The organism is Kosakonia sp. S42 (genome assembly GCF_016624785.1).
GTDB classification, from domain to species: domain Bacteria; phylum Pseudomonadota; class Gammaproteobacteria; order Enterobacterales; family Enterobacteriaceae; genus Kosakonia; species Kosakonia cowanii.
In genome coordinates, this window is sequence record NZ_JACVTW010000003.1 from 64614 (window position 1) to 85032 (window position 20419).

15 protein-coding genes are annotated in these 20419 nt (G+C 58.4%); 7 read left to right on the forward strand and 8 right to left on the reverse strand.

Annotation, left to right across the window (positions count from 1 at the left end; all coding sequences use genetic code 11):
• Window positions 1-12: 12 nt before the first annotated feature.
• Both IAE50_RS25940 and IAE50_RS05945 read right to left on the reverse strand, forming a co-directional pair.
• Complete coding sequence (locus IAE50_RS25940) at window positions 13-414, reverse strand: AAA family ATPase (protein ID WP_234467122.1); 402 nt, start codon at window positions 412-414, stop codon at window positions 13-15.
• Between the two features lie 317 nt (window positions 415-731).
• A complete protein-coding gene (locus IAE50_RS05945) occupies window positions 732-2876 on the reverse strand; it encodes a TonB-dependent siderophore receptor (RefSeq protein WP_200579818.1) in 2145 nt (714 codons plus the stop codon).
• Window positions 2877-3314: 438 nt separating this feature from the next.
• Here IAE50_RS05945 and IAE50_RS05950 point away from each other — a divergent pair, with 438 nt between their 5' ends.
• The 5 genes from IAE50_RS05950 to IAE50_RS05970 are packed head-to-tail and all read left to right on the forward strand — an operon-like array spanning window position 3315 to window position 8056.
• Complete coding sequence (locus IAE50_RS05950) at window positions 3315-4142, forward strand: ABC transporter ATP-binding protein (protein WP_200579819.1); 828 nt, start codon at window positions 3315-3317, stop codon at window positions 4140-4142.
• The gene (locus IAE50_RS05955; protein ID WP_200579820.1) at window positions 4139-5146 is read left to right on the forward strand and encodes an iron ABC transporter permease; all 1008 of its coding nucleotides are present in this window, start codon (window positions 4139-4141) and stop codon (window positions 5144-5146) included. Before IAE50_RS05950 ends, IAE50_RS05955 begins: the two co-directional genes overlap by 4 nt.
• Window positions 5143-6195, forward strand: coding sequence for an iron ABC transporter permease (locus IAE50_RS05960; protein WP_200579821.1), 1053 nt, complete (start codon window positions 5143-5145; stop codon window positions 6193-6195). Before IAE50_RS05955 ends, IAE50_RS05960 begins: the two co-directional genes overlap by 4 nt.
• Window positions 6196-6209: 14 nt before the next feature.
• Window positions 6210-7160, forward strand: coding sequence for an iron-siderophore ABC transporter substrate-binding protein (locus IAE50_RS05965; protein ID WP_200579822.1), 951 nt, complete (start codon window positions 6210-6212; stop codon window positions 7158-7160).
• 2 nt (window positions 7161-7162) lie between these two features.
• A complete protein-coding gene (locus tag IAE50_RS05970) occupies window positions 7163-8056 on the forward strand; it encodes a MurR/RpiR family transcriptional regulator (protein WP_200579823.1) in 894 nt (297 codons plus the stop codon).
• A 5-nt stretch (window positions 8057-8061) separates the two neighbouring features.
• Here IAE50_RS05970 and IAE50_RS05975 read toward each other — a convergent pair whose 3' ends face one another.
• The 4 genes from IAE50_RS05975 to IAE50_RS05990 all read right to left on the reverse strand — a co-directional run bounded on the left by IAE50_RS05975 (window position 8062) and on the right by IAE50_RS05990 (window position 14356).
• On the reverse strand, window positions 8062-9426 hold the full coding sequence (locus IAE50_RS05975) for an efflux transporter outer membrane subunit (RefSeq protein WP_200579824.1): 1365 nt from the start codon (window positions 9424-9426) through the stop codon (window positions 8062-8064).
• 2 nt (window positions 9427-9428) lie between these two features.
• Window positions 9429-12536 (reverse strand): efflux RND transporter permease subunit, encoded by a 3108-nt coding sequence (locus tag IAE50_RS05980; RefSeq protein WP_200579825.1) that lies wholly within the window; start codon window positions 12534-12536, stop codon window positions 9429-9431.
• A complete protein-coding gene (locus IAE50_RS05985; protein WP_375286613.1) occupies window positions 12536-13648 on the reverse strand; it encodes an efflux RND transporter periplasmic adaptor subunit in 1113 nt (370 codons plus the stop codon). Before IAE50_RS05985 ends, IAE50_RS05980 begins: the two co-directional genes overlap by 1 nt.
• A gap of 132 nt (window positions 13649-13780) precedes the next feature.
• Complete coding sequence (locus IAE50_RS05990) at window positions 13781-14356, reverse strand: TetR/AcrR family transcriptional regulator (RefSeq protein ID WP_124970067.1); 576 nt, start codon at window positions 14354-14356, stop codon at window positions 13781-13783.
• Window positions 14357-14810: 454 nt separating this feature from the next.
• On the opposite strand from IAE50_RS05990, the gene IAE50_RS05995 reads away from it, so the two are divergent.
• Window positions 14811-15776 (forward strand): helix-turn-helix transcriptional regulator, encoded by a 966-nt coding sequence (locus tag IAE50_RS05995; protein WP_042714586.1) that lies wholly within the window; start codon window positions 14811-14813, stop codon window positions 15774-15776.
• A 128-nt stretch (window positions 15777-15904) separates the two neighbouring features.
• Entirely contained in the window at window positions 15905-17992 is a 2088-nt protein-coding gene (locus tag IAE50_RS06000) for a TonB-dependent siderophore receptor (protein WP_200579826.1), read from the forward strand.
• A gap of 34 nt (window positions 17993-18026) precedes the next feature.
• Here the strand turns inward: IAE50_RS06000 and murP are convergent, their stop codons facing one another.
• Together murP and murQ are read right to left on the reverse strand one after the other, a co-directional pair.
• Window positions 18027-19466: a PTS N-acetylmuramic acid transporter subunit IIBC gene (murP, locus tag IAE50_RS06005; protein WP_200579827.1), complete on the reverse strand. Its 1440-nt coding sequence runs from the start codon at window positions 19464-19466 to the stop codon at window positions 18027-18029.
• Window positions 19466-20377: an N-acetylmuramic acid 6-phosphate etherase gene (gene murQ / locus IAE50_RS06010; RefSeq protein WP_200579828.1), complete on the reverse strand. Its 912-nt coding sequence runs from the start codon at window positions 20375-20377 to the stop codon at window positions 19466-19468. Before murQ ends, murP begins: the two co-directional genes overlap by 1 nt.
• Window positions 20378-20419 lie beyond the last annotated feature (42 nt).

Below are 20419 nucleotides of genomic sequence, written 5' to 3' on the forward strand. Positions count from 1 at the left end.
ATCTTTGGTCGATCAGGCTATCGAGTTGTTATTATAGATATGCAGGGTGAGTGTAAATGATGTTGGGTTTTTATTGTAACTGTTGGTGCTTAAAAAACCCCTCCTATGGACAGGGATAAGTTTCCTCAAAATATAGTTGAAATATCTGTTCCCGGCGTTTCTTCTGGCTATTCTATAAATTCTGGTTGTGTCGTAAATAAGTGTAATATTACCTTTGTAAGAATAGTTAGAATGCAGTTTTGGCGGCAGACTTTCCTTACCGTTTAAGGCGTCATAGAAAAACTTAATTAATTTTAACAGATTTGACTTTCCTGCATTATTCTTTCCAACAATGCAATTAATGTCCTTTATTTTATCGATTTTTAATGAGTCAAAGGATAAAAGATTAGTTATTTCGATGGACTGTATTGTCATCTGTGCTCTCTTAATAATATTTTAGACACATTGCTTATAATTGAACAGACCTCATCAAGCAGTCGCTTTCTCTGACAAAGCTATGCTACCGCCCTCAGATAGAGCTTCTGATCGTAGGGCTGAGATATGTTATCTATCCTGACAAAATATTTTTCAAAATCAAGCATGAAAACAGCATTCAACGGCTGGGAAAATTCTGAGGCGGCATGCGGATATGGTTTAACGCAGCATGCCGGTAGCTGAACGATTGAGGATGTAGTAAATATTCAGCAAAAAAACCGCATAATGCAGGGTGTTTTTTCCTCTTTTGTTGAAGATCAAAAATCCATCTTCACCGTGAACTGCACTTCACGCGGATCGCCAATCTGGTTACCCAAATTATTGGTGCCCATCGATGAGGTGTAATAGGTCTTATCAAACAGGTTTTTCAGGTTCAGCTGCAGCGTCACCGGGTAGCGCAGCTGCATTTTATAAGCGGCAAAGGCATCCGCGACGACATAGCCCGGCAGGTAATAATCCGCGCCGTTGGTGGCCGAGCGGCGGCTGACGCCGTGCCCGCCGCCGCCGAGGGTCAGCGTATTTCCGGCAAAAACATTGTGAATGTCATAGGTCAGAAACAGCGAACCGGTGTGACGCGGCACGTTCGGCAGCGGTTTACCAGCGTAGTCCGGATCTTCCAGCACTTTCGCCGCGGTATAGCTGTAGCTGGCAATCACATTCATATTCGGCGTCAGCGCACCTGCCAGATCCATCTCAACACCCTGGGAGCGCACGCGCCCGGCGGTTTTCGCTACCGTTTCATCGCCGATGATTTCGTTATACAGCACGTTACGTTTGTGAATATCAAACGCCGTGATGTTGGCGGTAACACCGTCGAACAGGTCAAATTTGGCACCCACTTCATAGGATGTCGATGTTTCTGGCGGCAGGTCGCCGATATAACTGGCAATCGACGACTGCGGCATAAAGGCTTTTGCCACGTTACCGAACAGCGAGATCGACGGCGTGAGTTTATAAACGAGGCCAAACTTCGGCGTCCACTGCTCATCGCTACTGTCGGTGTTGACCTTAAACGGACGCCCTTTGCCCGCATACTGGGTGTAATACTGGTAGCGCATCCCGGCGACGGCGATCCAGTTGTCCGTCAGATAGAGCGCATCCTGCGCATACGCCGAGTAGCTCTCTTGCTGGATGCGCTGATCGCTGTCGGAAGCCGAGACGGTTGTACATTTGCTGGCACGACCGTAGCTCGGGTTGTAGATATTGAAATCTTTCACGTTTTTACAGCGGATCATATCGGTGCGCAGCAGATCGTAATTTTCATACGCGACGCCGGTGAGGATCTCGTTATAAAAGCCGCCGAGGGTTACGTTACCCTGCAGATCGGCGCGCGTGGTGTGCATGCGCTGGGTCGATCCCTGCGTGGCATCCACCCGGCGCGTCAGCCCGCCGGTGGCGGCGTTATAGGCCATCACCCGCGACTGGTTATCGCTGTATTTATCCTGGCTGAAACCGTACTCCAGCTTTCCGGTCCACTGGCTGTTAAAGCGGTATTCGGCGTTGAGCTGCGCGATGTCAGATTCACCGTCAGTAATATTAAACGGCTCATCAAAACGGGTTTTACGGTCGACATTGACCGGCTGTTTGGTCGCAAGATCGAAGATCGTGCCGCGATCGAACGGCATCTGATAGTCACGATGGGAGTAGAGCACGTTGATCGTCGCGTTATCGCCAAACCAGCTCAGCGAGGGGGCGATAAAGGTGCTTTTCTGCTTGCCGAAATTACGCCAGTAATCTTCGTTCTGGTATTCGCCGATCAGGCGCCAGGCCAGCCGCGTGCCTTCGATCGGGCCGGTAACGTCAAACTCACCGGTGCCGCCGCCAAAGCTGCTGGAGGTGGCGGAAACAGAGCCACCAAAAGTGGTCTCCGGGCGTTTGGTCACCACGTTGATAAGCCCGCCGGGATCGAGAATGCCATACAGCGTTGAAGCCGGGCCTTTCAGCACTTCCACCCTGGAGACATCGGCGTTAAAACTGCGCGGCACCACGGTGCGCAGGCCGTTGGTCATCACCGAGCCGTCACGATTGGCACCAAAACCACGGCGCACAAACGCATCCTGCGTGCCGCCGAGCGTGTTGGTCTGCACAACGTTACTGACGTTATAGAGCGCTTCATCAAGCGTGGTGGCGTGTTGATCTTCCAGCACCTGGTCGCTAACGGTATTCACCACTTGCGGAATATCCAGCAGCGGCATCGAGGTCAGGGTGGCGGTGGAGGAGTTAAGCGGCTGATACCCGGAGGTGGCCGGTTTATCGGCGGCGGCATCTGCCACCACCGTTACGGTGTCGCCCTCTTTGTTATCTGCTGCGTGCGTGAGCGGTGAAACGAGCGCACCTAAAATCAGCGCAGAGAGGCGCGTGCGCCCTTTTTGCCCGAAATAACAACCTGTTAAATCTGCCATGTCTTCTTCTTTCCCGAAGCGTGCCTGCGTTACCGGCAGGCGTGAACGTTTTTTTATGGTTATTGCTGATGGATAAAGCGCGATCCGTTAACCGTAGTGTGCGGCTTCGGATTTGTAATTGATAATCATTCAAACATGAGCTTACGTAGTAGTAAACGAAAAACAGGAGATATTCACTACAGAAAAATAAGGGGCAAAGAAGGGCAGATAGCGCGGTAGGTTTAGTTAATTAACTTATTAAAAATAAATAAGTTAATGGTTAAGTCCGGTTTGCAGATAAGCACCGATCATCTGCCTGAGTGGGTAAGTGCATTAGCTGATTAGGATACTTGACTACTACAGCGGCAAACTGCAAAATTTCAAAAGAGAATGAGATTTATTTTTATTTGATGCTAACGCACGCGCGGGTAGCCACGCTGTTGCGGCGCAGGAGTCAACATGCCACAACACGTGGAACAACCTGAAAGCGGGCAAGGTATCGTGCTCGACCGCCTGTCGGCGGGTTATCACAAGCAGATAATTGTCGATGAGATCAGCCTGACCATTCCCCTCGGCAAAATGAGTGTGCTGGTGGGGGCGAACGGCTCCGGGAAATCCACCCTGCTCAGCACCATTGCCCGCATGCTGAAACCGCTTGGCGGCAGCGTGCTGCTGGATGGCAAAGCGATCCATCAGCAGCCGACAAAAGCGGTCTCCCGCCAGTTGGGCATTTTGCCGCAATCGCCGGTCATGCCAGAAGGGCTGACGGTGTTTGAGCTGGTCGCGCGCGGGCGTTTTCCCTGGCAGAGCTTTATGCGCCAGTGGTCGCAAGAGGATGAAAACGCGGTACAGCAGGCGCTGGAAATGACCGGCACCGCCGGGTTTGCCCATCAGCCCGTGGACAGCCTCTCCGGCGGTCAGCGGCAGCGCTGCTGGATTGCGATGGCGCTGGCGCAGCAAACGCCGGTGATCCTGCTTGATGAACCAACCACCTTCCTCGATCTTCGCTATCAGGTGGAGATCCTCGAACTGCTGCACACCTTAACCCGCGATCATGGCCGCACGGTGATTGTGGTGCTGCACGATCTTAACTTCGCGGTGAACTACGCCGACACGCTGATCTTCCTCAAGCAGGGGCGTTTGCAGGGGGTGATCAACGAAGGCGAAGCCTGCACGCCGGAGCTGATCAAACGCGTGTTTGATGTCGAGGTACAGATGTCGGTTAACCCGTTGACCGGCAAGCCATTCTTTATGCCCTTTCGCAAACCGGGCGGTAGTAACGCATGAGCGTTCGTCACTCTGCCCGCGTGAGCATCGGCGCGCTTGGCCTGCTGGCATTAGTGATAATGGCGGCCATTTGCCATCTTGGCCTCGGCGCGCGCTACATCGCCCCGCCGACGGTGGTACAGGCGCTGATCGCCTTTGATCCGCACAATTTCGATCACCGGGTGATCGTCAGCCTGCGTTTGCTGCGCCTCGTCGCCGCGCTCTTTACCGGCGGCGCGCTGGGCGTTGCCGGGGCACTCTTGCAGTCGGTTATTCGCAACCCGCTGGGCGAGCCGCACATCCTCGGGTTGAATGCCGGTGCCGCGCTGGCGGTGGTGGCAACTACCGCGCTTGGCATCACGGTGGGCGATGCCGCCGTCAGCCGACCGCTGATTGCCGCCACTGGAGCGGCGCTCCTCTTTTCCCTGGTGATGCTGCTCTGTTCGGCCGGGCGCGCTGGCTTCACGCCGATGAAGGTGACGCTCTGCGGCGTGGCGCTGTCGGCCTTTGCCTCGTCAATCACCGCCGCGATCCTGATCCTTGATGAGCAGACCCTGCTGAGCATGCGCACCTGGCTGGCGGGCGATCTTGCCGGGCTGAGCTGGGCGCAAATCACCCCTGCGGCGATGGCTGCCACCGCGGGCTTCGCGCTGGCGATTGGGCTGGCACCGGCACTGAATATGCTGGCGCTCGGCGATACGTTGGCGCGCGGCCTTGGTGTTTCGCTGACGCGAATTCGCCTGCTCTCTTTATTCGCCATTGCGCTGCTGTGCGGCGCGGCGGTGGCCATTGCCGGTCCGGTCGGGTTTGTCGGGCTGGTGGTGCCGCATATGGTGCGCCGCCTGGCGGGGAGCGATCTGCGCGTGGTGATCCCACTCTCGGCGCTCGGTGGCGCAGCGCTGTTGCTGCTGGCGGATATTGCGGCGCGAACGCTACTGTCGCCACAGGAGCTGGCAACCGGGGTGATGACTGCACTGGTCGGCGCGCCGCTGTTTATGCTGCTGGCGGCGAGGTTCTTCAAATGAGCCACCAACTGCATCGCGCCGGGCTGCGTGCGCTTCGGATCGGCGGCTTCTCCCGCCTGCTACGCCCGCGTGCGCTGCTGTGGCTGAGCGGCCTGCTGCTGCTGGCGCTGGGGCTGCTGCTGTTCGGCGTTTCGCACGGATCGCTGCCCGTGCCGACATCGAACCTTGCCCGGGCGCTGTTTATGCCGCAGATGCTCAGCGGCGAGCAGCACTATGTGGTGTGGGATCTGCGTCTGCCGCGGCTCTGCATGGCGCTGCTCTGCGGAGCGATGCTCGGCATGGCGGGCGCGGCGATGCAATCCATGACGCGCAACGGGCTGGCGGATCCAGGCTTAATTGGCGTGAAAGAGGGGGCCAGCGTTGCGGTGTTAACGCTGGTGTTCAGCTTTCCGGCGGTGAGCGTTGTCTGGCGCCCGCTGGCGGGAATGGCGGGCGGCCTGCTTGCCGCCGGCCTGGTGATCGCGCTGGCGCGGGATGTCTCCCGACCGCGCTTTGTGCTGCTGGGTATTGGCCTCTCCTGGACTTTCGCCGCCGGTATCGGCCTCTTTATGACCACCGCTGACGTGCGCGACGTACAGACCGCGATGCTGTGGCTGGCGGGCAGTTTACAGGCCGCCAGCTGGCCGCTGCTCGGCGTGGCGCTCTGCTGGGCGCTGCCTGCGGCGCTTATTTTGCTGCTCACCGCCCGCGCGGCGGATGTCGCTCAGCTTGGCAATCAGGCGGCAAGGGGTCTCGGCGTGCGGCTGATACTGCTTAACGGCCTGCGGGTCTTCGCTCCGGTGTTGCTGACCGCGGCCAGCGTCTCCTGCGTCGGCAGTCTCGGCTTTGTCGGGCTGATTGCCCCGCATATGGCGCGTTTTCTGCTGCGCGGCGGTGAGCGCGCGCTGCTCTGGGGCAGCGCAGTGCTCGGGGGTTTGCTGGTGCTCGCCGCCGATACGATTGGGCGGCTGGCGTTTGCGCCGCTGCAACTTCCCGCCGGGATTGTGATTGCTCTGGTGGGTGGCCCCTTTTTCCTGCTGCTGCTCTGGCAGCGACGCGATCGCTTGTAACCTTAAGGAGTTCTATGCGCTTTCTCTTCTCCCTGCTGCTGCTGGCCGGTTTTGCCGCCGCTGCCGCAGAGCCTGTGCAGAGTTTCACCGACGATTTAGGGCGCGTGGTCAAGGTGCCGCAGCACCCGAAACGCATTGTGTCGCTGCACGATCTCGATATCACCATTCCGCTGATTGAGCTTGGCGTACCGCCGGTCGCCAGCCACGGGCGCACGCAGGCGGATGGTCGCCACGTGTTACGCTCCGGCGCGCTGTTAACCGGCGTCGACTTTGATAACTCTGACATCCGCTTTATTGGCTCCGCCGATATCGATATGGAAGCCGTTGCAGCGGCGAAACCCGATTTGATCATTACCGAGCCCAGCCGTAATACGCCGGTAGAGCAACTGGAGAAGATCGCCCCAACCGTGAGCATTGATCATCTGCAGGGCGGCGCGCCGGAGATCTACCGCAAGCTGGCGCAGCTGACCGGCACGCAGGCGCGGCTGGCGATACTGATGCGGCGCTATCAGGCGCAGATTGCGGCGCTGAAAAAGACCATTGATACCCGCAAGATAACGGTGTCGGTTATCCAGGCGAACAACGGCAAAATCAACGTACTACACAGCTATCACTCGCTGGGCCGCGTGCTGCGGGATGCCGGTTTTCGCTTCCCGCCGCTTATCGACAGCATCCCTGAAGGCGGGCGGATGGATGTCAGCGCCGAGCGGCTACCGGAGCTGGATGCGGACTTTGTCTTTGCAACATGGCGCGGCGATACTGGCGGCACGCCGCAGGATGAGATGGCCGCCATGAACGCGGTGATGCCCGGCTGGTGCGATTTCCTCACTGCCTGTCACAACGGGCGCTATGTCCTGATTTCACGGGAAGAGGCGATCTCTAACTCCTTTGCCTCGTTAAGCCTGATGGTGGCGCAGGTGCAGTCGCAGATTGCCGGGCGACCGCTGCCGCAACAAGGGAAATGAACATGCAGAACGCAAAGCGGGCCAGAAGCCGCGTCGATATCTACGGCGAGCGTTTTCGCGCGCGGGTGCAGACGCTGTCACCGCGTTTGCAGGCGGTGGCGCGTTATATCCACGATCATCGTGAAGCGGTGCTGGAGCAGACGGCGATGGAGATTGCTGCCGCCACCCACACCTCTGACGCCACCGTCGTGCGGGCGATTCAGGCGCTGGGCTTTGCCGGGTTGCGCGATCTGAAGCAGACGCTGGAGCAGTGGTTTGGCCCGGCGGCATCGTCGGCCGAGAAGATGAGCACCACGGTGAATGCGCTCGCCTGCGACGTCAATTCAGGTATCGATTTTGTCCTCGAAGGGCATCAGCACACCTGCGAAGTGCTCTCCGCGCCTGCCAACCGTTACGCTATCGCGCAGGCGGTGGCACTGCTGGTCGATGCCCGCCAGGTGGCGATTTTCGGCATTGGCGCATCGGGGATCCTGGCGGAGTACAGCGCGCGGCTTTTCAACCGCATTGGCTTGCCCGCTATTGAACTTAACCGCACCGGCATCGCCCTTTCTGAGCAGCTGATTGGGTTACAGCGCGGCGATGTGCTGGTGATGATGGCGCAGAAATCGGCGCACCGCGAAGGGCTTACCACCCTGAAAGAGGCGCGGCGGCTCGGCATTCCGGTGATCCTGCTGACCAACGCCGTCGACTCGCGCTTCAGCCAGCAAGCGGATGTGGTGATCCATGTCCCGCGCGGCGGCGAGAAGGGCAAAATCCCGCTGCACGGCACGGTGTTGCTCTGCCTGGAGATGATTGTCCTGTCGGTGGCGTCAGCCAATTCGCAGCGGGCGATTAAAACGGTGAAACGCATCAATGAGTTTCACCGGGGTTTAAAGCCGGGCGGTAAAAAGGGGTGAGAGGATCAACTGACGCCGCCGCCGAGGGATTGCCAGAGCGTGATGCGGTTTTGCAGGTCGGTTTGTTGCAGTGAAATCAATGATTCCTGCGCCGACCAGAGCGAGCGCTGGGCTGTCAGAACCGAGAGATAATCGCCGGTTCCCGCCTTGTACTGGCGCTGGGCGATATCCAGCGCTTTTTGCTCGGCCGCGACATATTCACGCTGAGCATCCAGTTGCTCGGTGAGCGTTTCGCGGCGCGCCAGCGCATCGGCCACATCCCTAAACGCGCTCTGAATCGTCTTCTCATAGGTGGCAATCAGCCCCTTTTTCTCTGCCTCGGCGTAGCGCAATTGCGCCATATTTTTCCCGCCGGTAAAGAGCGGCAGCGTGATGGACGGCGCAAATGACCACACCTTCATGCCATGGCTGAAGAGGGACGAAAGTGAGCTGCTGCCAACGCCCGCGCTGGCAGTGAGTGAAATGGTCGGGAAGAAGTTCGCCCGCGCGGCGCCGATATTGGCATTCGCGCTCTTCAGATTATGTTCCGCTTCCTGAATATCGGGGCGGCGCAGCAGCACGGAGGAGGAGACGCCCGCCGGGGTCAGCGTAATGCTGTTATCCCCCAGGCTCTCCAGCGTACCCGGCAACAGCGCTTCCGGCACCGTCTCGCCCGCCAGCAGATTAAGCGCGTTTTTATCCTGCATCACTTGCGTCTGATAGCTGGCAACGCTGGCGCGCGCCTGCTGAAATACCGCCATCGCTTGCGCGGTATCCCCTGCGGCCGCGACGCCGATCGTCTGCCTGCGTTTGGCAATGTTCAGCGAGTTTTGCGCGCTCTCCATCGTCTGTCTGGCGAGGGCAAGGTTGCTGTTATCTGCCGCCAGCGTCACCCAGGCGGTAGTGATCTCCCCCACCAGGCTCAGTCGGGTGTTTTGCGCGGTATATTCACTGGCAAGCCAGGTTTCACGTTCGGCGCGGGTGAGGCTCTGATTGCGGCCAAAGAGATCGAGTTCAAAGCTGGAGACTGCGCCGTCGGCTTCCGCGCTGCTGGTTAACCCGCCTGCCACGGTACGGCTACGGGTGTGACTTAGGTCGGCATTGACCGTCGGGAAGAGCGCGGCGCGATCTTCAGCGTATAGCGCGCGTGCCGCGTCGATATCGGCAATCGCTTTTTGGACATCGCGGTTTTGCGTCAGCGCATTGCTGACCACCTGTTTCAGGCGGCCATCATTCACAATCTGCTGCCAGTCGGTGGCGACGGCCTGCGCCTGGCCGCTGCTGCCCGGCAGGGTTGCCGGCACCGGAGCCTGCGGGCGCTGATAAGTCGGGGCGAGGGAGACACAGCCCGCGCTCAGCAGGGCAAGAAACAGAACACTTATACGCAACATAATTACTCCTGACGCGCGCGTTTAGCGGTGACGAGTTTTTTCACCAGCACAAAGAAAAGGGGAACAAAGAAAATCGCCAGCAGGGTTGCCGTCAGCGTACCGCCAATAATGCCGGTACCGATGGCGATGCGGCTGTTGGCTCCAGCTCCCGTGGCAATCGCCAGTGGCGCGACCCCGGCTATAAACGCCAGCGAGGTCATCATGATTGGGCGCAGGCGGGTACGTGCAGCGCGCAGCGCCGCGCGGGAGAGCGACTGTCCCTCCTGCACCGCGGCTTCGGCGAACTCAACAATCAAAATGGCGTTTTTCGACGACAAACCGATGGTGGTAAGCAGCGCGACCTGGAAGTAGACGTCGTTGCTTAGCCCGCGCATCCATGCCGCCAGCGCCGCACCGAGCAGGCCGAGCGGGATGACTAAAATCACCGAAATCGGCACCGACCAGCTCTCATACAGCGCGGCAAGGCACAAAAACACCACCATGATGGAGATGGCGTAGAGGCTCATTGCCTGGCCGCTGGCGAGCTTCTCCTGCAATGACAGACCGCTCCACGCCCAGGTGGTGCCCGCGGGCAGATTATCGGCGAGGTGTTCCATTTCGGTCATTGCCGCGCCGGAGCTAAAGCCGCTGGCATTCTCGCCCTGAATCTCATACGCCGCCGAACCGTTGTAACGCACCAGGCTCTCCGGGCCATACTCCCAACGGGTGGTGGCAAAGGCTGAAAACGGCGTCATGCTGTTATCGCTGCCGCGCACGTACCATTTTTGCAGGTCGGAGGGGGACGCGCGGAAGTCGCTATCGCCCTGGATATAGACCTTTTTCACCCGGCCGCGATCGGTAAAGTCATTAACGTAGGTGCCGCCCCAGGCGCTGGAGAGCGTATCGCTCACATCGCTCAGGGAGAGCCCCAGCGCCACGGCTTTGTTGCTGTCGATATCGACCTGCAACTGCGGCATCTGCGGCAGATCGTTGGCGCGAACCGCCTGCAACTCAGCACGCTGATTGGCATTGGCCAGCAACTGGTTACGCAGCGTGAGGAGCCGATCGCGATCGGTGCTGCCGCTGGCGAGCAGCTCAAAGGTGAAACCGTTGCTCTGGCCGAGGCCATCAACCGACGGTGGCGTCATCGCGAAGATGGTGGCATCGCGGATGGTGGCTAACTGCTGGCTGGCGCGCTGGGCAATCGCCTGGGCGGTGTTCTGCGCGCCGTCGCGTTCAGACCAGTTTTTCAACGAGACGAAGGCCATCCCTGCGTTCTGCCCACTGCCGCTAAAGCTAAAACCGGTAACGGTAAAAATGGCATCGGTATTGGCTTTTTCATTGTTGAGGAACCACTCCGTGACCTTTTTCGCCACCGCATCGGTACGCGTTGCCGTGGCCCCGGCGGGCAGGGTGAACTGCACCATAATCGAGCCCTGATCCTCCGTCGGCAGGAAACTGCCCGGCAAGCGCCACATCACCAGCGCCATCGCGCCGCACAGCACGGCATAGATTCCCAGCACGGATAGCGCGCGGCGTAGCACCCGCAATACGCCGTGCTGATATTTCTGTTCCGTGTTGTTGTAAAAGCGGTTAAAGGCGCCGAAGAAGCCCTTTTTATGGGGCGCGCTATGTTTTAACACTGCGCCGCACAGCGCCGGTGTCAGCGTCAGCGCAACCACCACCGAGAGCACCATCGCTGAAATAATGGTGACGGAGAACTGCCGGTAAATTACCCCGGTCGAGCCGCCAAAGAAGGCCATTGGCAGAAATACGGCAGACAACACCAGCGCGATGGCCACCAGCGCGCCGGAGATTTCGCCCATCGATTTCTCCGTTGCTTCGCGGGCAGGCAAACCTTCGTCGCGCATAATGCGCTCGACGTTTTCCACCACCACAATCGCATCATCGACCAAAAGCCCTATCGCCAGCACCATGGCAAACAGCGTTAAGGTATTGATGGAGTAACCAAACAGCGCCAGCACGCCGAAGGTGCCGAGCAGCACCACCGGCACCGCCAGTGCCGGGATCAGCGTTGCGCGGATATTTTGCAAAAACAGGTACATGACGCAGACCACCAGAATGATGGCTTCGATTAACGTCTTCACCACATCTTCAATGGAGATCTTAATAAAATCGGTGCTGTCTTTCGGATAGGCCACGTCGTAGCCCTGCGGCATGTTGTTGCGGTACTCATTAATCTTGTTTTTGACCAGCGTGGCGGTGTCCAGCGCATTCGCACCGGGTGCCAGCATCACCGCCAGACCCGCTGCCGGGTGGCCGTTCAGCTTTGCCTGGGCGCTGTAGTCTTCGCTGCCCATCTCGACGCGCGCCACATCCTTAACGCGCACCACGGCACCATCGGTTTGGCTTTTGACAATGATGTCGCGAAACTGTGCCACGGTTTGCAGGCGCGACTGGGCGCGCACGGTGGCGGTTAACTGCTGTTTATCGGACGCGGGCAGGGCGCCGATTTTTCCGGCGGAGACCTGGATGTTCTGCGCTTCGATGGCCGATTGCACATCAGACGGCATCAGCGAGAAGGATTTCAGCTTGTCCGCATCCAGCCAGATACGCATCGCGTATTCACCGCCGAAGACTTGCAGGCTGCCGACACCGTTTACGCGCGCCAGCGAATCCTGCATGTTGCTCACCAGCCAGTCGGCAATATCGGAGCTGCTGGCGCGGTCGGTCTTATCGTACAACCCCATGATCAACAAGAAGTTGCTTTGGGATTTCACTACCGTGACGCCCGATTGCGTCACTTCTGTTGGCAGGCGCGACTCCGCCTGCTGGACTTTATTCTGCACCTGAACCTGCGCGGTATCCGGGTCAGTGCCCTGCTCAAACGTGACGGTGATGGTCGCCTGGCCGTCGGAGCTGCTGGTGGAGGTGAAGTAGAGCAGGTTATCCAGCCCGGTGAGTTGCTGTTCAATCACCTGGGTGACGCTGTTTTCCAGCGTCTGCGCCGATGCGCCGGTATAGGTGGCGGTGATTTTGACAGCAGGTGGGGCGACATCCGGGTACTGGGCAACGGGCAGTGAGCGGATCGCCAGAATACCGGCCATCATGATAAGAATGGCGATAACCCAGGCAAAGACCGGGCGGCGGACAAAAAAGCGCGAGAACATCAGGCTTTCCCTCCTTCAGTCTCTTGCACCTGCACCGCTTTCACTGTTGCGCCAGCACTCACTTTGTCGCTGCCTTCCACAATGAGCTTATCGCCGCTGGCGAGGCCTTTTACCACCAGCCATTTGTCGCCGTAAGTGTCACCGGTTTCAACCGTGCGCTGCTCCACTTTGTTCTGCGCATTCACTACCAGCGCGACGGCATTGCCTTTTGCATCGCGCGTGATTCCCTGCTGCGGTGCGAGAATGGCGTCAGCCATTACCCCTTCATCAACGCGTGCGCGGACAAACATTCCCGGTAACAGCTGGTGCTGCGGGTTCGGGAAGATGGCGCGTAACGTAACGGATCCGGTGGACTCATCAACGGCGACTTCCGTCAGCGCCAGGCGCCCTTTTTCGCTGTAGGTGCTGCCATCTTCAAGCGTTAACGTCACCCCCAGCGTATTGCTGTCGCTGGTGAGCGCTTGCTTGCGCAGGCGCAGAAGATCGACGCTGGATCGCGTCAGATCAACATACATGCTCTCCAGCCCGCGAATCGTGGCGAGTGCCGTGGTTTGCTCAGCCGTGACCAGCGCGCCGGGCGTGACGGAGGAGATGCCGATGCGTCCGCCAATCGGTGCGCTAATGGTGGTCCAGTTGAGATTGATGCGCGCACTCTCCAGCGCGGCTTTTTTCGACGCCACGCTGGCTTTGTCCTGCGCGCAGGTGGATTGCGCATCATCTGCATCCTGGCGCGAAACACCATCCTCTTTTACCAGTTGCGCATAGCGTGTGGCTTTCTGGCAGTCGGAAACGACCAGCGCCTGCGCCTGTTTCAGTGCCGCGCTGGCTTCATCAAAGGCGGCGCGATAGCTGGAAGGGTCGATCTGGTAAAGCGCCTGCCCGGCCTTTACCGTATCGCCCTCCGTAAACAGCCGTTTTTGAATGATGCCACCCACCTGAGGGCGAACCTCTGCCGACTGCGCGGCGGATATGCGCCCGGTAAGCTGACTGGTAACCTCCAGCGGCTGGCTTTTTAAGGTGACAATCCCCACTTGCTGGGGCGGGCGTTGTGCAGGTGGCGTGGCGTTATCGCAACCGACAAGGGCGATCGCGGCCAACAGGGTTGTTTTTATTAACTTTATTTCAGTTTTCCTGGCATGAGCGAAGCCTGCCCGTTTTGATTAACAGGAGTGTGGAGCAGGCGAGTAAACAGGTTATTTCGGCGGCGCCAGAAATAGCGCCGCCGCTTTTTCATCTATGACTTCTTATTTCTTCGCAAATAACATCGCGGTAATTTCCTGATAGAGCTGCTGTAATTGTGCCGGGTCGCATTTTTGCGGCGTCAGGCGGCGAAATGTGCTGCCTTCCATTAACACTGCCAGTAATTCCACGCAGCACCGTATGCGCTCTTGCGACAGGTGAGGGTGGCTGTTGTGCAAGTGCTGGCAGGCGGTGTTAAACATGCGGGCATCGGCTTCAATCATCATCGCCTGCACCTGCGGGTTGCGCGTCGCTTCAGCGGACATCTCCAGCATTAACGCATCGTCATCCGGGCTGAGGGTGTGCCGCCAGGCCAGCATTTCCGGCAGATGGGTAGTCTCGGCTTTGCTCTCCATTTCGGCGATGCGGTAGTCAATAATGCGGCAAATCATCTCTTCAATAATGGCGTCTTTATTGATGAAGTAGCGGTAAATCTGACCGACGCTCAGCTGCGCTTCGAGGGCGATTTGCGACATGCTGGCGGCATGAAAGCCACTGATGCGAAAACGCCGCCGGGCAGCCGCAATGATCTCGTCTTTACGCTGCTGATGGCGTTGCTCCTGTAGTGCTTTTTGCGACATCGCGCCCCCCGGTTAAATAAGGATGAGAATGAACATTCTCATTACGCAGTACATTAATTGAAATTATCTTTTTTGGGTAAATATTTTATTTATAAATAGATCCGTTTTACGAAATTTCATAATGTGGAGAAATAAAGAAAAAATAAGCAGGAAAGATTGAGGGATATATTAGCGTGAAAGTGCGGAGCCAATGTGATGGCAATGTGAGAGGTTGCAAAGAGATAAAAATGACCCTGGCAGAGTGATATTGCCCTCTATAAAGGAGGCACTCCTATTTGACGTTATAGGCCGACAGGGTGAGCCGTTCTTGCCCATGATGCCCGCTACGCCCACGGACCTGTTTTATGAGAATCGTTCTCAATAGCATTGAAGCAGCCGGATGCGGATGGTAAGGTGTAGGCCGTTTCGCCCGGCGTGGGGCCTGGGTTTGACCGAGAACGAACGGCTGCCGGTTATGCAAAAAAGAGACTTTTCCGTTGAAGATTTTATCGGCTTTGGCGAGCGCTACGGCATCGATTACCGCTTTCCGGCGCTGGCTTCCTGCCGCTCGCTGAGCGAGGAGCGACGCATCGTGATTCAGGGCGATGTGCAGGAGATGCGCTTCTCCAGCGGCCTGAACCTGACCCGCTCCGACATTCGCGTTCTGCAACCCTATGAAACCACCTCTCTGCACAGCTGCCCGCTCTATATGCTGGTAGTGCTTGAAGGCAGCGTAATGCTGCGCCTCAACGGCGAGGAGTTTATCGTTCGCTCTGGTATGGCTTTTACCTCGCGTCTGAGCGAGCAGCAGGTGATGAACGCCCGTCATCTGGCGGATAACTCCCTGCGCACGCTGTCTCTCGGCGTCGATCCGGCCAGCTGCCAGCGCTCGCCGCTGCTTACCGCGCTACTGGAGCAGTGGGAATCCCACGGCGCGCCAACCTTTTTATGGCAGGTGCCCGAGTTTCTGCTCTCCGGCTTACAACAGAGCCAGCTTTCAACGCTGCCCGCACTGTCGCGCGAACTGATCCTCGAAGGGGTGATGCTGCAACTGGTCGGGCACGCGCTGTCACAGCGGATGGCGGGCGTGGAGCGCTGTACGCGTGCCTGTGGCGGTGAGGGGCAGCGGCTTGAGTCGGTGCGCCGTTTGCTCGAGCAGCAGCCGGAAAAAGAGTACACCCTGACCGCGCTGGCGCAGCTGGCGGCGATGAGCACCAGCAGCCTGCGGGTGAAGTTCCGCCAGGCCTATGGACACTCGGTGTTTGACTATCTGCGCGACTGCCGCCTGGCGCTGGCACGCCGCTATCTCGCCCAGGGTTACAGCGTGCAGCAAGCGGCCTGGATGTCGGGTTACCAACACGCTACCAACTTTTCTACCGCTTTTCGCCGCCGGTATGGCATTGCGCCGAGTGAAGCGCGACAGCCGATCGCCTCCCCGTAGACCTTTTCTCTCGCCCTGCGCGCCATTTTGTCACCGCGCATATGTGAATTGTCATTGCGCATAGCTATTGGCGAATCCAAAAGGGTAATAATTCTTATTTACAATAATAACCGCTTCTGGAGAGTTTCATGTTCGCAAAAACGCGACTGGCATTGATGATTGGCTGCATAACGGGTGGGATAAGCGTTTCGGCGCTGGCGCAGGAAAACGCTAAAGATACCGTGGTGGTAACGTCGCAGGTGCAGAGCGGCGCGACCAAGCTTGAGACGCCGGATATCGAAACGCCGCAGGCGGTCTCGATCGTCACGCGCCAGCAGTATGAAGAGCAGGGCGCAACCAGCGTGCGCCAGGCCGTTAGCTACACACCGGGCGTCTACAGCAACCAAATCGGCGCCTCTAACCGCTTTGATTACATCGTGCTGCGCGGCTTTTCCGACGGCAGTCTCGATAACGTCTATCTCGACGGCCTGAAGATGATGGGCGATACCAACTCCCACAGCTCGCTGGTGATCGACCCGTGGTTTTTAGACAGCGTTGAAGTGGTGCGCGGCCCGGCATCCGTGCTCTATGGCCGCTCGTCGCCGGGCGGCATTGTGGCGCTGAACTCGCGTAAACCGTCGTTCGATCCGGGCGGTGAAGTGAAACTCTTCGCGGGCAATAACAACCAGCGCGGCGCGGCGTTTGATGTGACCGGGCCGGTAGATGATAACGATCGCGTGGCGGTGCGTTTAACCGGTATGACCCGCTATGCTGACTCCCAGTTTGATCACCTGAAAGAGCAGCGTTACGCCATCGCGCCGAGCGTCACCTGGCGTATTACCGACAGCACGCGCCTCGATGTGATGGCCTATCTGCATCGCGATCCGGAAGGCGGCAGCCACTCAGGCCTGCCGTATGAAGGTACCGTGGTGCCGCACGCCGGGGGCAAAATCTCCAACACCTTCTTTGAGGGCGAAGATAAGTACGACAAGTACAAACGCCGTGAAAACATGGTCGGCTATAACTTTGAGCACATGTTTGAAAGCGGCTGGTCGGTGCGCCAGAAGCTGCGCTACCTGCGTACCAAAGTCGATCTCAATCAGGTTTATGCCTCGGGCTGGCTGAATGAGACCGAGCTGAACCGCGGTTACTCCGGCTCAGATGAGTCCCTCTCGGCGGTGACGCTGGATAACCAGCTGGATGGCAGCGTCGATACCGGTGCCATCAACCACCGTCTGCTGGTGGGCGTTGATTATCAGCATCGCAATAACAACGTCACCTCGTCCTATGGCAGCTTCCCGGCGATCGATGCTTTTAACCCGGTTTACGGTGCCGATCCGCTCTCAATTTCCGTGTATGGACGTGAAAAGCATAAACTGGAGCAGACCGGGATCTATGTACAGGATCAGATGTCGCTCGATCGCTGGCGTCTGACCCTCGGCGGGCGTCACGATCAGGTGAAGATCACCAACAGCAATAAGATCGGTGACACGCACGATACGCTGGAGAAAGACCATATCAGCAGCCGTGCGGCGCTGATGTACCTCTTCGACAGCGGATTTGCGCCCTACGTAAGCTACTCGACGGCCTTTACGCCGACCAGCTTTACCGATGAGAACGGCAAGATCCTGCAACCGATGAAGGGCAAGCAGTGGGAAGCGGGGCTGAAGTTCCAGCCGGAAGGGTCGCAGACCATGTACAGCGCCTCGGTCTACCGCATCAACCAGAACAATATCGCCACCAAAGTGGAGCCGACCGATCCCTATCGCGCTATTGGCGAGATTGAATCAGAAGGGGTTGAACTGGAAGCGGTGGGTCAGCTGACGGATAACCTGCGCTTACAAGCGGCTTACACCTATAACGACATTCGTTATAAGAAAAGCAGCCCCGAGGAGCAGGGGAAACGCGCGGTTTACGCCCCGCGTAACCAGGCCAGCGCCTGGCTGAGCTATGACGTGAAAGCGGGTGCGCTGAATGGCCTGACCCTCGGTTCCGGCGTGCGCTATGTTAACGGCATCACCTCCGATCGTGAGAATACCCACACGCTGCCCTCCTACACGCTGGTGGATCTGGCCATCGGGTACGATCTGTCGAATGTCGGTCTGAAAGGGCTGAGCGCCCAGGTGAACGTGAATAACCTCACCGATAAGCGCTATGTCGCCGCCTGTAACTCCGCCAATTACTGCTACTTTGGCGCCGAGCGCAGCATCGTTGGCAGCCTCTCTTACGCATTCTGATGTGATAAACCCGGCCGCTGCGCCGGGTTTTTTCTTAGCTGAGATCGACGCCTTTATGGCCGGAGAGCCAGGTGACGATAAACCCACCGAGATAGGCCACCACCACGCCCGCCGCATAGACCGCCATCCCGGCATAGATGCCGTGATCGGAGGTCATCAGCGGCAACGCCACCAGCCCGGAAGGGCCAAATACCGTATTCAATCCGACCGGTAAGCCAAGCCACGCCACCGCACCCATAAAAAATCCGCCGCAGGCACCGCCGATACAGGCGGTGACAAAAGGTTTAACGCGCGGCAGGGTCACGGCGTAGATCAGCGGTTCGCCGACGCCTAGCAGGCCGGGGATGATCGCGCCGCGGATCTGGTTGCGGATCGTCGATTCACGCGCCGCGCGGAAGTAGAGCGCCAGCGCTGCGCCCACCTGGCCGCCGCCCGCCATCGCCAGAATTGGGAAGAGCGAGTTGAACCCCTGCGCATCCATCAGGGCGAAGTAGACCGGAATAAAGCCCTGATGCACGCCAAACACCACCGCAATCAGGAACAGCCCCGCCAGCACCGCGCAGCCAAACGGGTTGCCGTTGAGGTGCAGAAACAGCCACGACATTCCTTTAAACAGCTCGCCGCCGATCGGCATGATCAGCGTAAAGGTGAGCGCGCCGGTGATCAGCAGCGTCAGCAGCGAGGTGAGGATCATATCGAGATTGTCGGGCACAAACCGGCGGATCTGCCGCTCGATCCACGCGCCGAGGATCGTGGCGATCAGCACGCCGATAATATTGCCGCGCGGATCGATACTCATGCCGAAGAAGGTGTCGATCCCGGAGAAGTAGCCGACCGTCGCTTTCGCGTCGTAGCCGAGCACAAACAGCGCGGCGATAATTGCGCCGTTGACGCCGCTGCCGCCAAAGGCTTTTTGCGCGTTATAACCGATCAGGATCGGCAGGAAGGTGAACAACCCTTTGCCAAACACTTTCATATAACCGACAACGTGCGCGAGCGCGCTGCTCTTATCCTGCGCGCCAACCAGCAGGCTTTGCTCAATCAGCGTGGCGAAGCCAAGCAGCATCCCGGCGGCGATAAAGCCTGGGATGAGCGGTGTGAAAATGGTGGCGAATTTCGCCAGAAACTGATGCAGGCCGCTGGTCTGCTTCGCCTTCATCTGCTGTTTGGTGTCCCGGGCGATCTCTTTAAGCGGGGCCGATTCAGCCGGCGCATTGTCACGGTTGATTAAGAGACTCATCATCTCTGCCGCGGTTTGCGCTTTGCCGGGACCAACGATGATTTGCAACTGATCGTCACTGTTCACCACGCCGAGCACGCCGGGCAGCGCCTGCAACCCGGCCTTGTCGACAAGCGCGTCGTTATGCAGCGCCAGGCGCAGGCGCGTCATGCAGTTGCCGCAGCTTTTAATATTCGCTTCACCACCGACCCGTTGCAGGATGGAGGCGATCAGTTCCGGCGTGATTTTGGCCATCACTTCACTCCTGCGTGGAGCAGCGCCTGGCGAATAAACCCGCCGTTATCCGCGAGCAAACGCGCGGCCTCTTCGGCGTCAATCTGCGCCAGCACCATCAGGATGGCGGTTTTGCAGTGGCCGTGGCAGGCCTGTAGCGCCAGCTTCGCCTCGTCGCTATCGCAGCCGGTGGCTTCCATAACAATGTTGACCTGGCGCTGCACCAGCTTCTGGTTCGTCGCCTCCACGTCCACCATCAAGTTGCCGTAGACTTTGCCGCTGCGGATCATCGCCCCGGTGGTGAGCATATTGAGCACCAGTTTTTGCGCCGTGCCCGCTTTCATGCGCGAGGAGCCGCTAACCACTTCCGCGCCGACGACCGGCGTAATGGCGATATCGGCAATCTGCGTCATCGGGCTACCGGCGTTGCAGGTCAGCGATACGGTGGTGGCATGCAGGATTTTGGCGTACTCCATGGCGGCAATCACATAGGGCGTGCGCCCGCTGGCGGCGATGCCGACCAGCACGTCGTTGGCGTTGAAATTGAGGGATTTAAGATCGTCGACGCCGAGCGTCAGGCTATCTTCGGCATTCTCCACCGCCTGCAAAATGGCGCGATGACCGCCAGCAATGAGGCCGACAACCTGCTCACGCGGCGTACCGTAAGTGGGCGGGCATTCGCTGGCATCCAGAATGCCTAAGCGCCCGGAGGTGCCCGCGCCGCAGTAAATCAGGCGTCCGCCCTTTTTGAAAGCGCTGACAATCGCATCGACCGCCTGCGTAATCGCCGGGATCACCTGCTCAACCGCCAGTGCGACCTTCTGATCTTCACGGTTAATCACCCGTAACATCGCCTCGGTATCAAGCATGTCGATGTTGGCGCTGGCGCTGTTGCGGCCTTCGGTCGTCAATGTGGATAGATCAATGTTCATCACGTCTCACTTCACTCTGCGTTATGACTTTCTGCCTGCCGC

What these genes read in the sequence shown, in the direction of transcription:
- IAE50_RS05960 (WP_200579821.1), top strand. Translation starts at nt 5,143, where the DNA reads ATGAGCCACCAACTGCATCGCGCCGGGCTGCGTGCGCTTCGGATCGGC.
- IAE50_RS05995 (WP_042714586.1), top strand. Translation starts at nt 14,811, where the DNA reads ATGCAAAAAAGAGACTTTTCCGTTGAAGATTTTATCGGCTTTGGCGAG.
- IAE50_RS05990 (WP_124970067.1), bottom strand. Translation starts at nt 14,356, where the DNA reads ATGTCGCAAAAAGCACTACAGGAGCAACGCCATCAGCAGCGTAAAGAC.
- IAE50_RS05980 (WP_200579825.1), bottom strand. Translation starts at nt 12,536, where the DNA reads ATGTTCTCGCGCTTTTTTGTCCGCCGCCCGGTCTTTGCCTGGGTTATC.
- IAE50_RS06000 (WP_200579826.1), top strand. Translation starts at nt 15,905, where the DNA reads ATGTTCGCAAAAACGCGACTGGCATTGATGATTGGCTGCATAACGGGT.
- murP (WP_200579827.1), bottom strand. Translation starts at nt 19,466, where the DNA reads ATGGCCAAAATCACGCCGGAACTGATCGCCTCCATCCTGCAACGGGTC.
- IAE50_RS05950 (WP_200579819.1), top strand. Translation starts at nt 3,315, where the DNA reads ATGCCACAACACGTGGAACAACCTGAAAGCGGGCAAGGTATCGTGCTC.
- IAE50_RS25940 (WP_234467122.1), bottom strand. Translation starts at nt 414, where the DNA reads ATGACAATACAGTCCATCGAAATAACTAATCTTTTATCCTTTGACTCA.
- IAE50_RS05965 (WP_200579822.1), top strand. Translation starts at nt 6,210, where the DNA reads ATGCGCTTTCTCTTCTCCCTGCTGCTGCTGGCCGGTTTTGCCGCCGCT.
- IAE50_RS05945 (WP_200579818.1), bottom strand. Translation starts at nt 2,876, where the DNA reads ATGGCAGATTTAACAGGTTGTTATTTCGGGCAAAAAGGGCGCACGCGC.
- IAE50_RS05955 (WP_200579820.1), top strand. Translation starts at nt 4,139, where the DNA reads ATGAGCGTTCGTCACTCTGCCCGCGTGAGCATCGGCGCGCTTGGCCTG.
- IAE50_RS05970 (WP_200579823.1), top strand. Translation starts at nt 7,163, where the DNA reads ATGCAGAACGCAAAGCGGGCCAGAAGCCGCGTCGATATCTACGGCGAG.
- IAE50_RS05975 (WP_200579824.1), bottom strand. Translation starts at nt 9,426, where the DNA reads ATGTTGCGTATAAGTGTTCTGTTTCTTGCCCTGCTGAGCGCGGGCTGT.
- murQ (WP_200579828.1), bottom strand. Translation starts at nt 20,377, where the DNA reads ATGAACATTGATCTATCCACATTGACGACCGAAGGCCGCAACAGCGCC.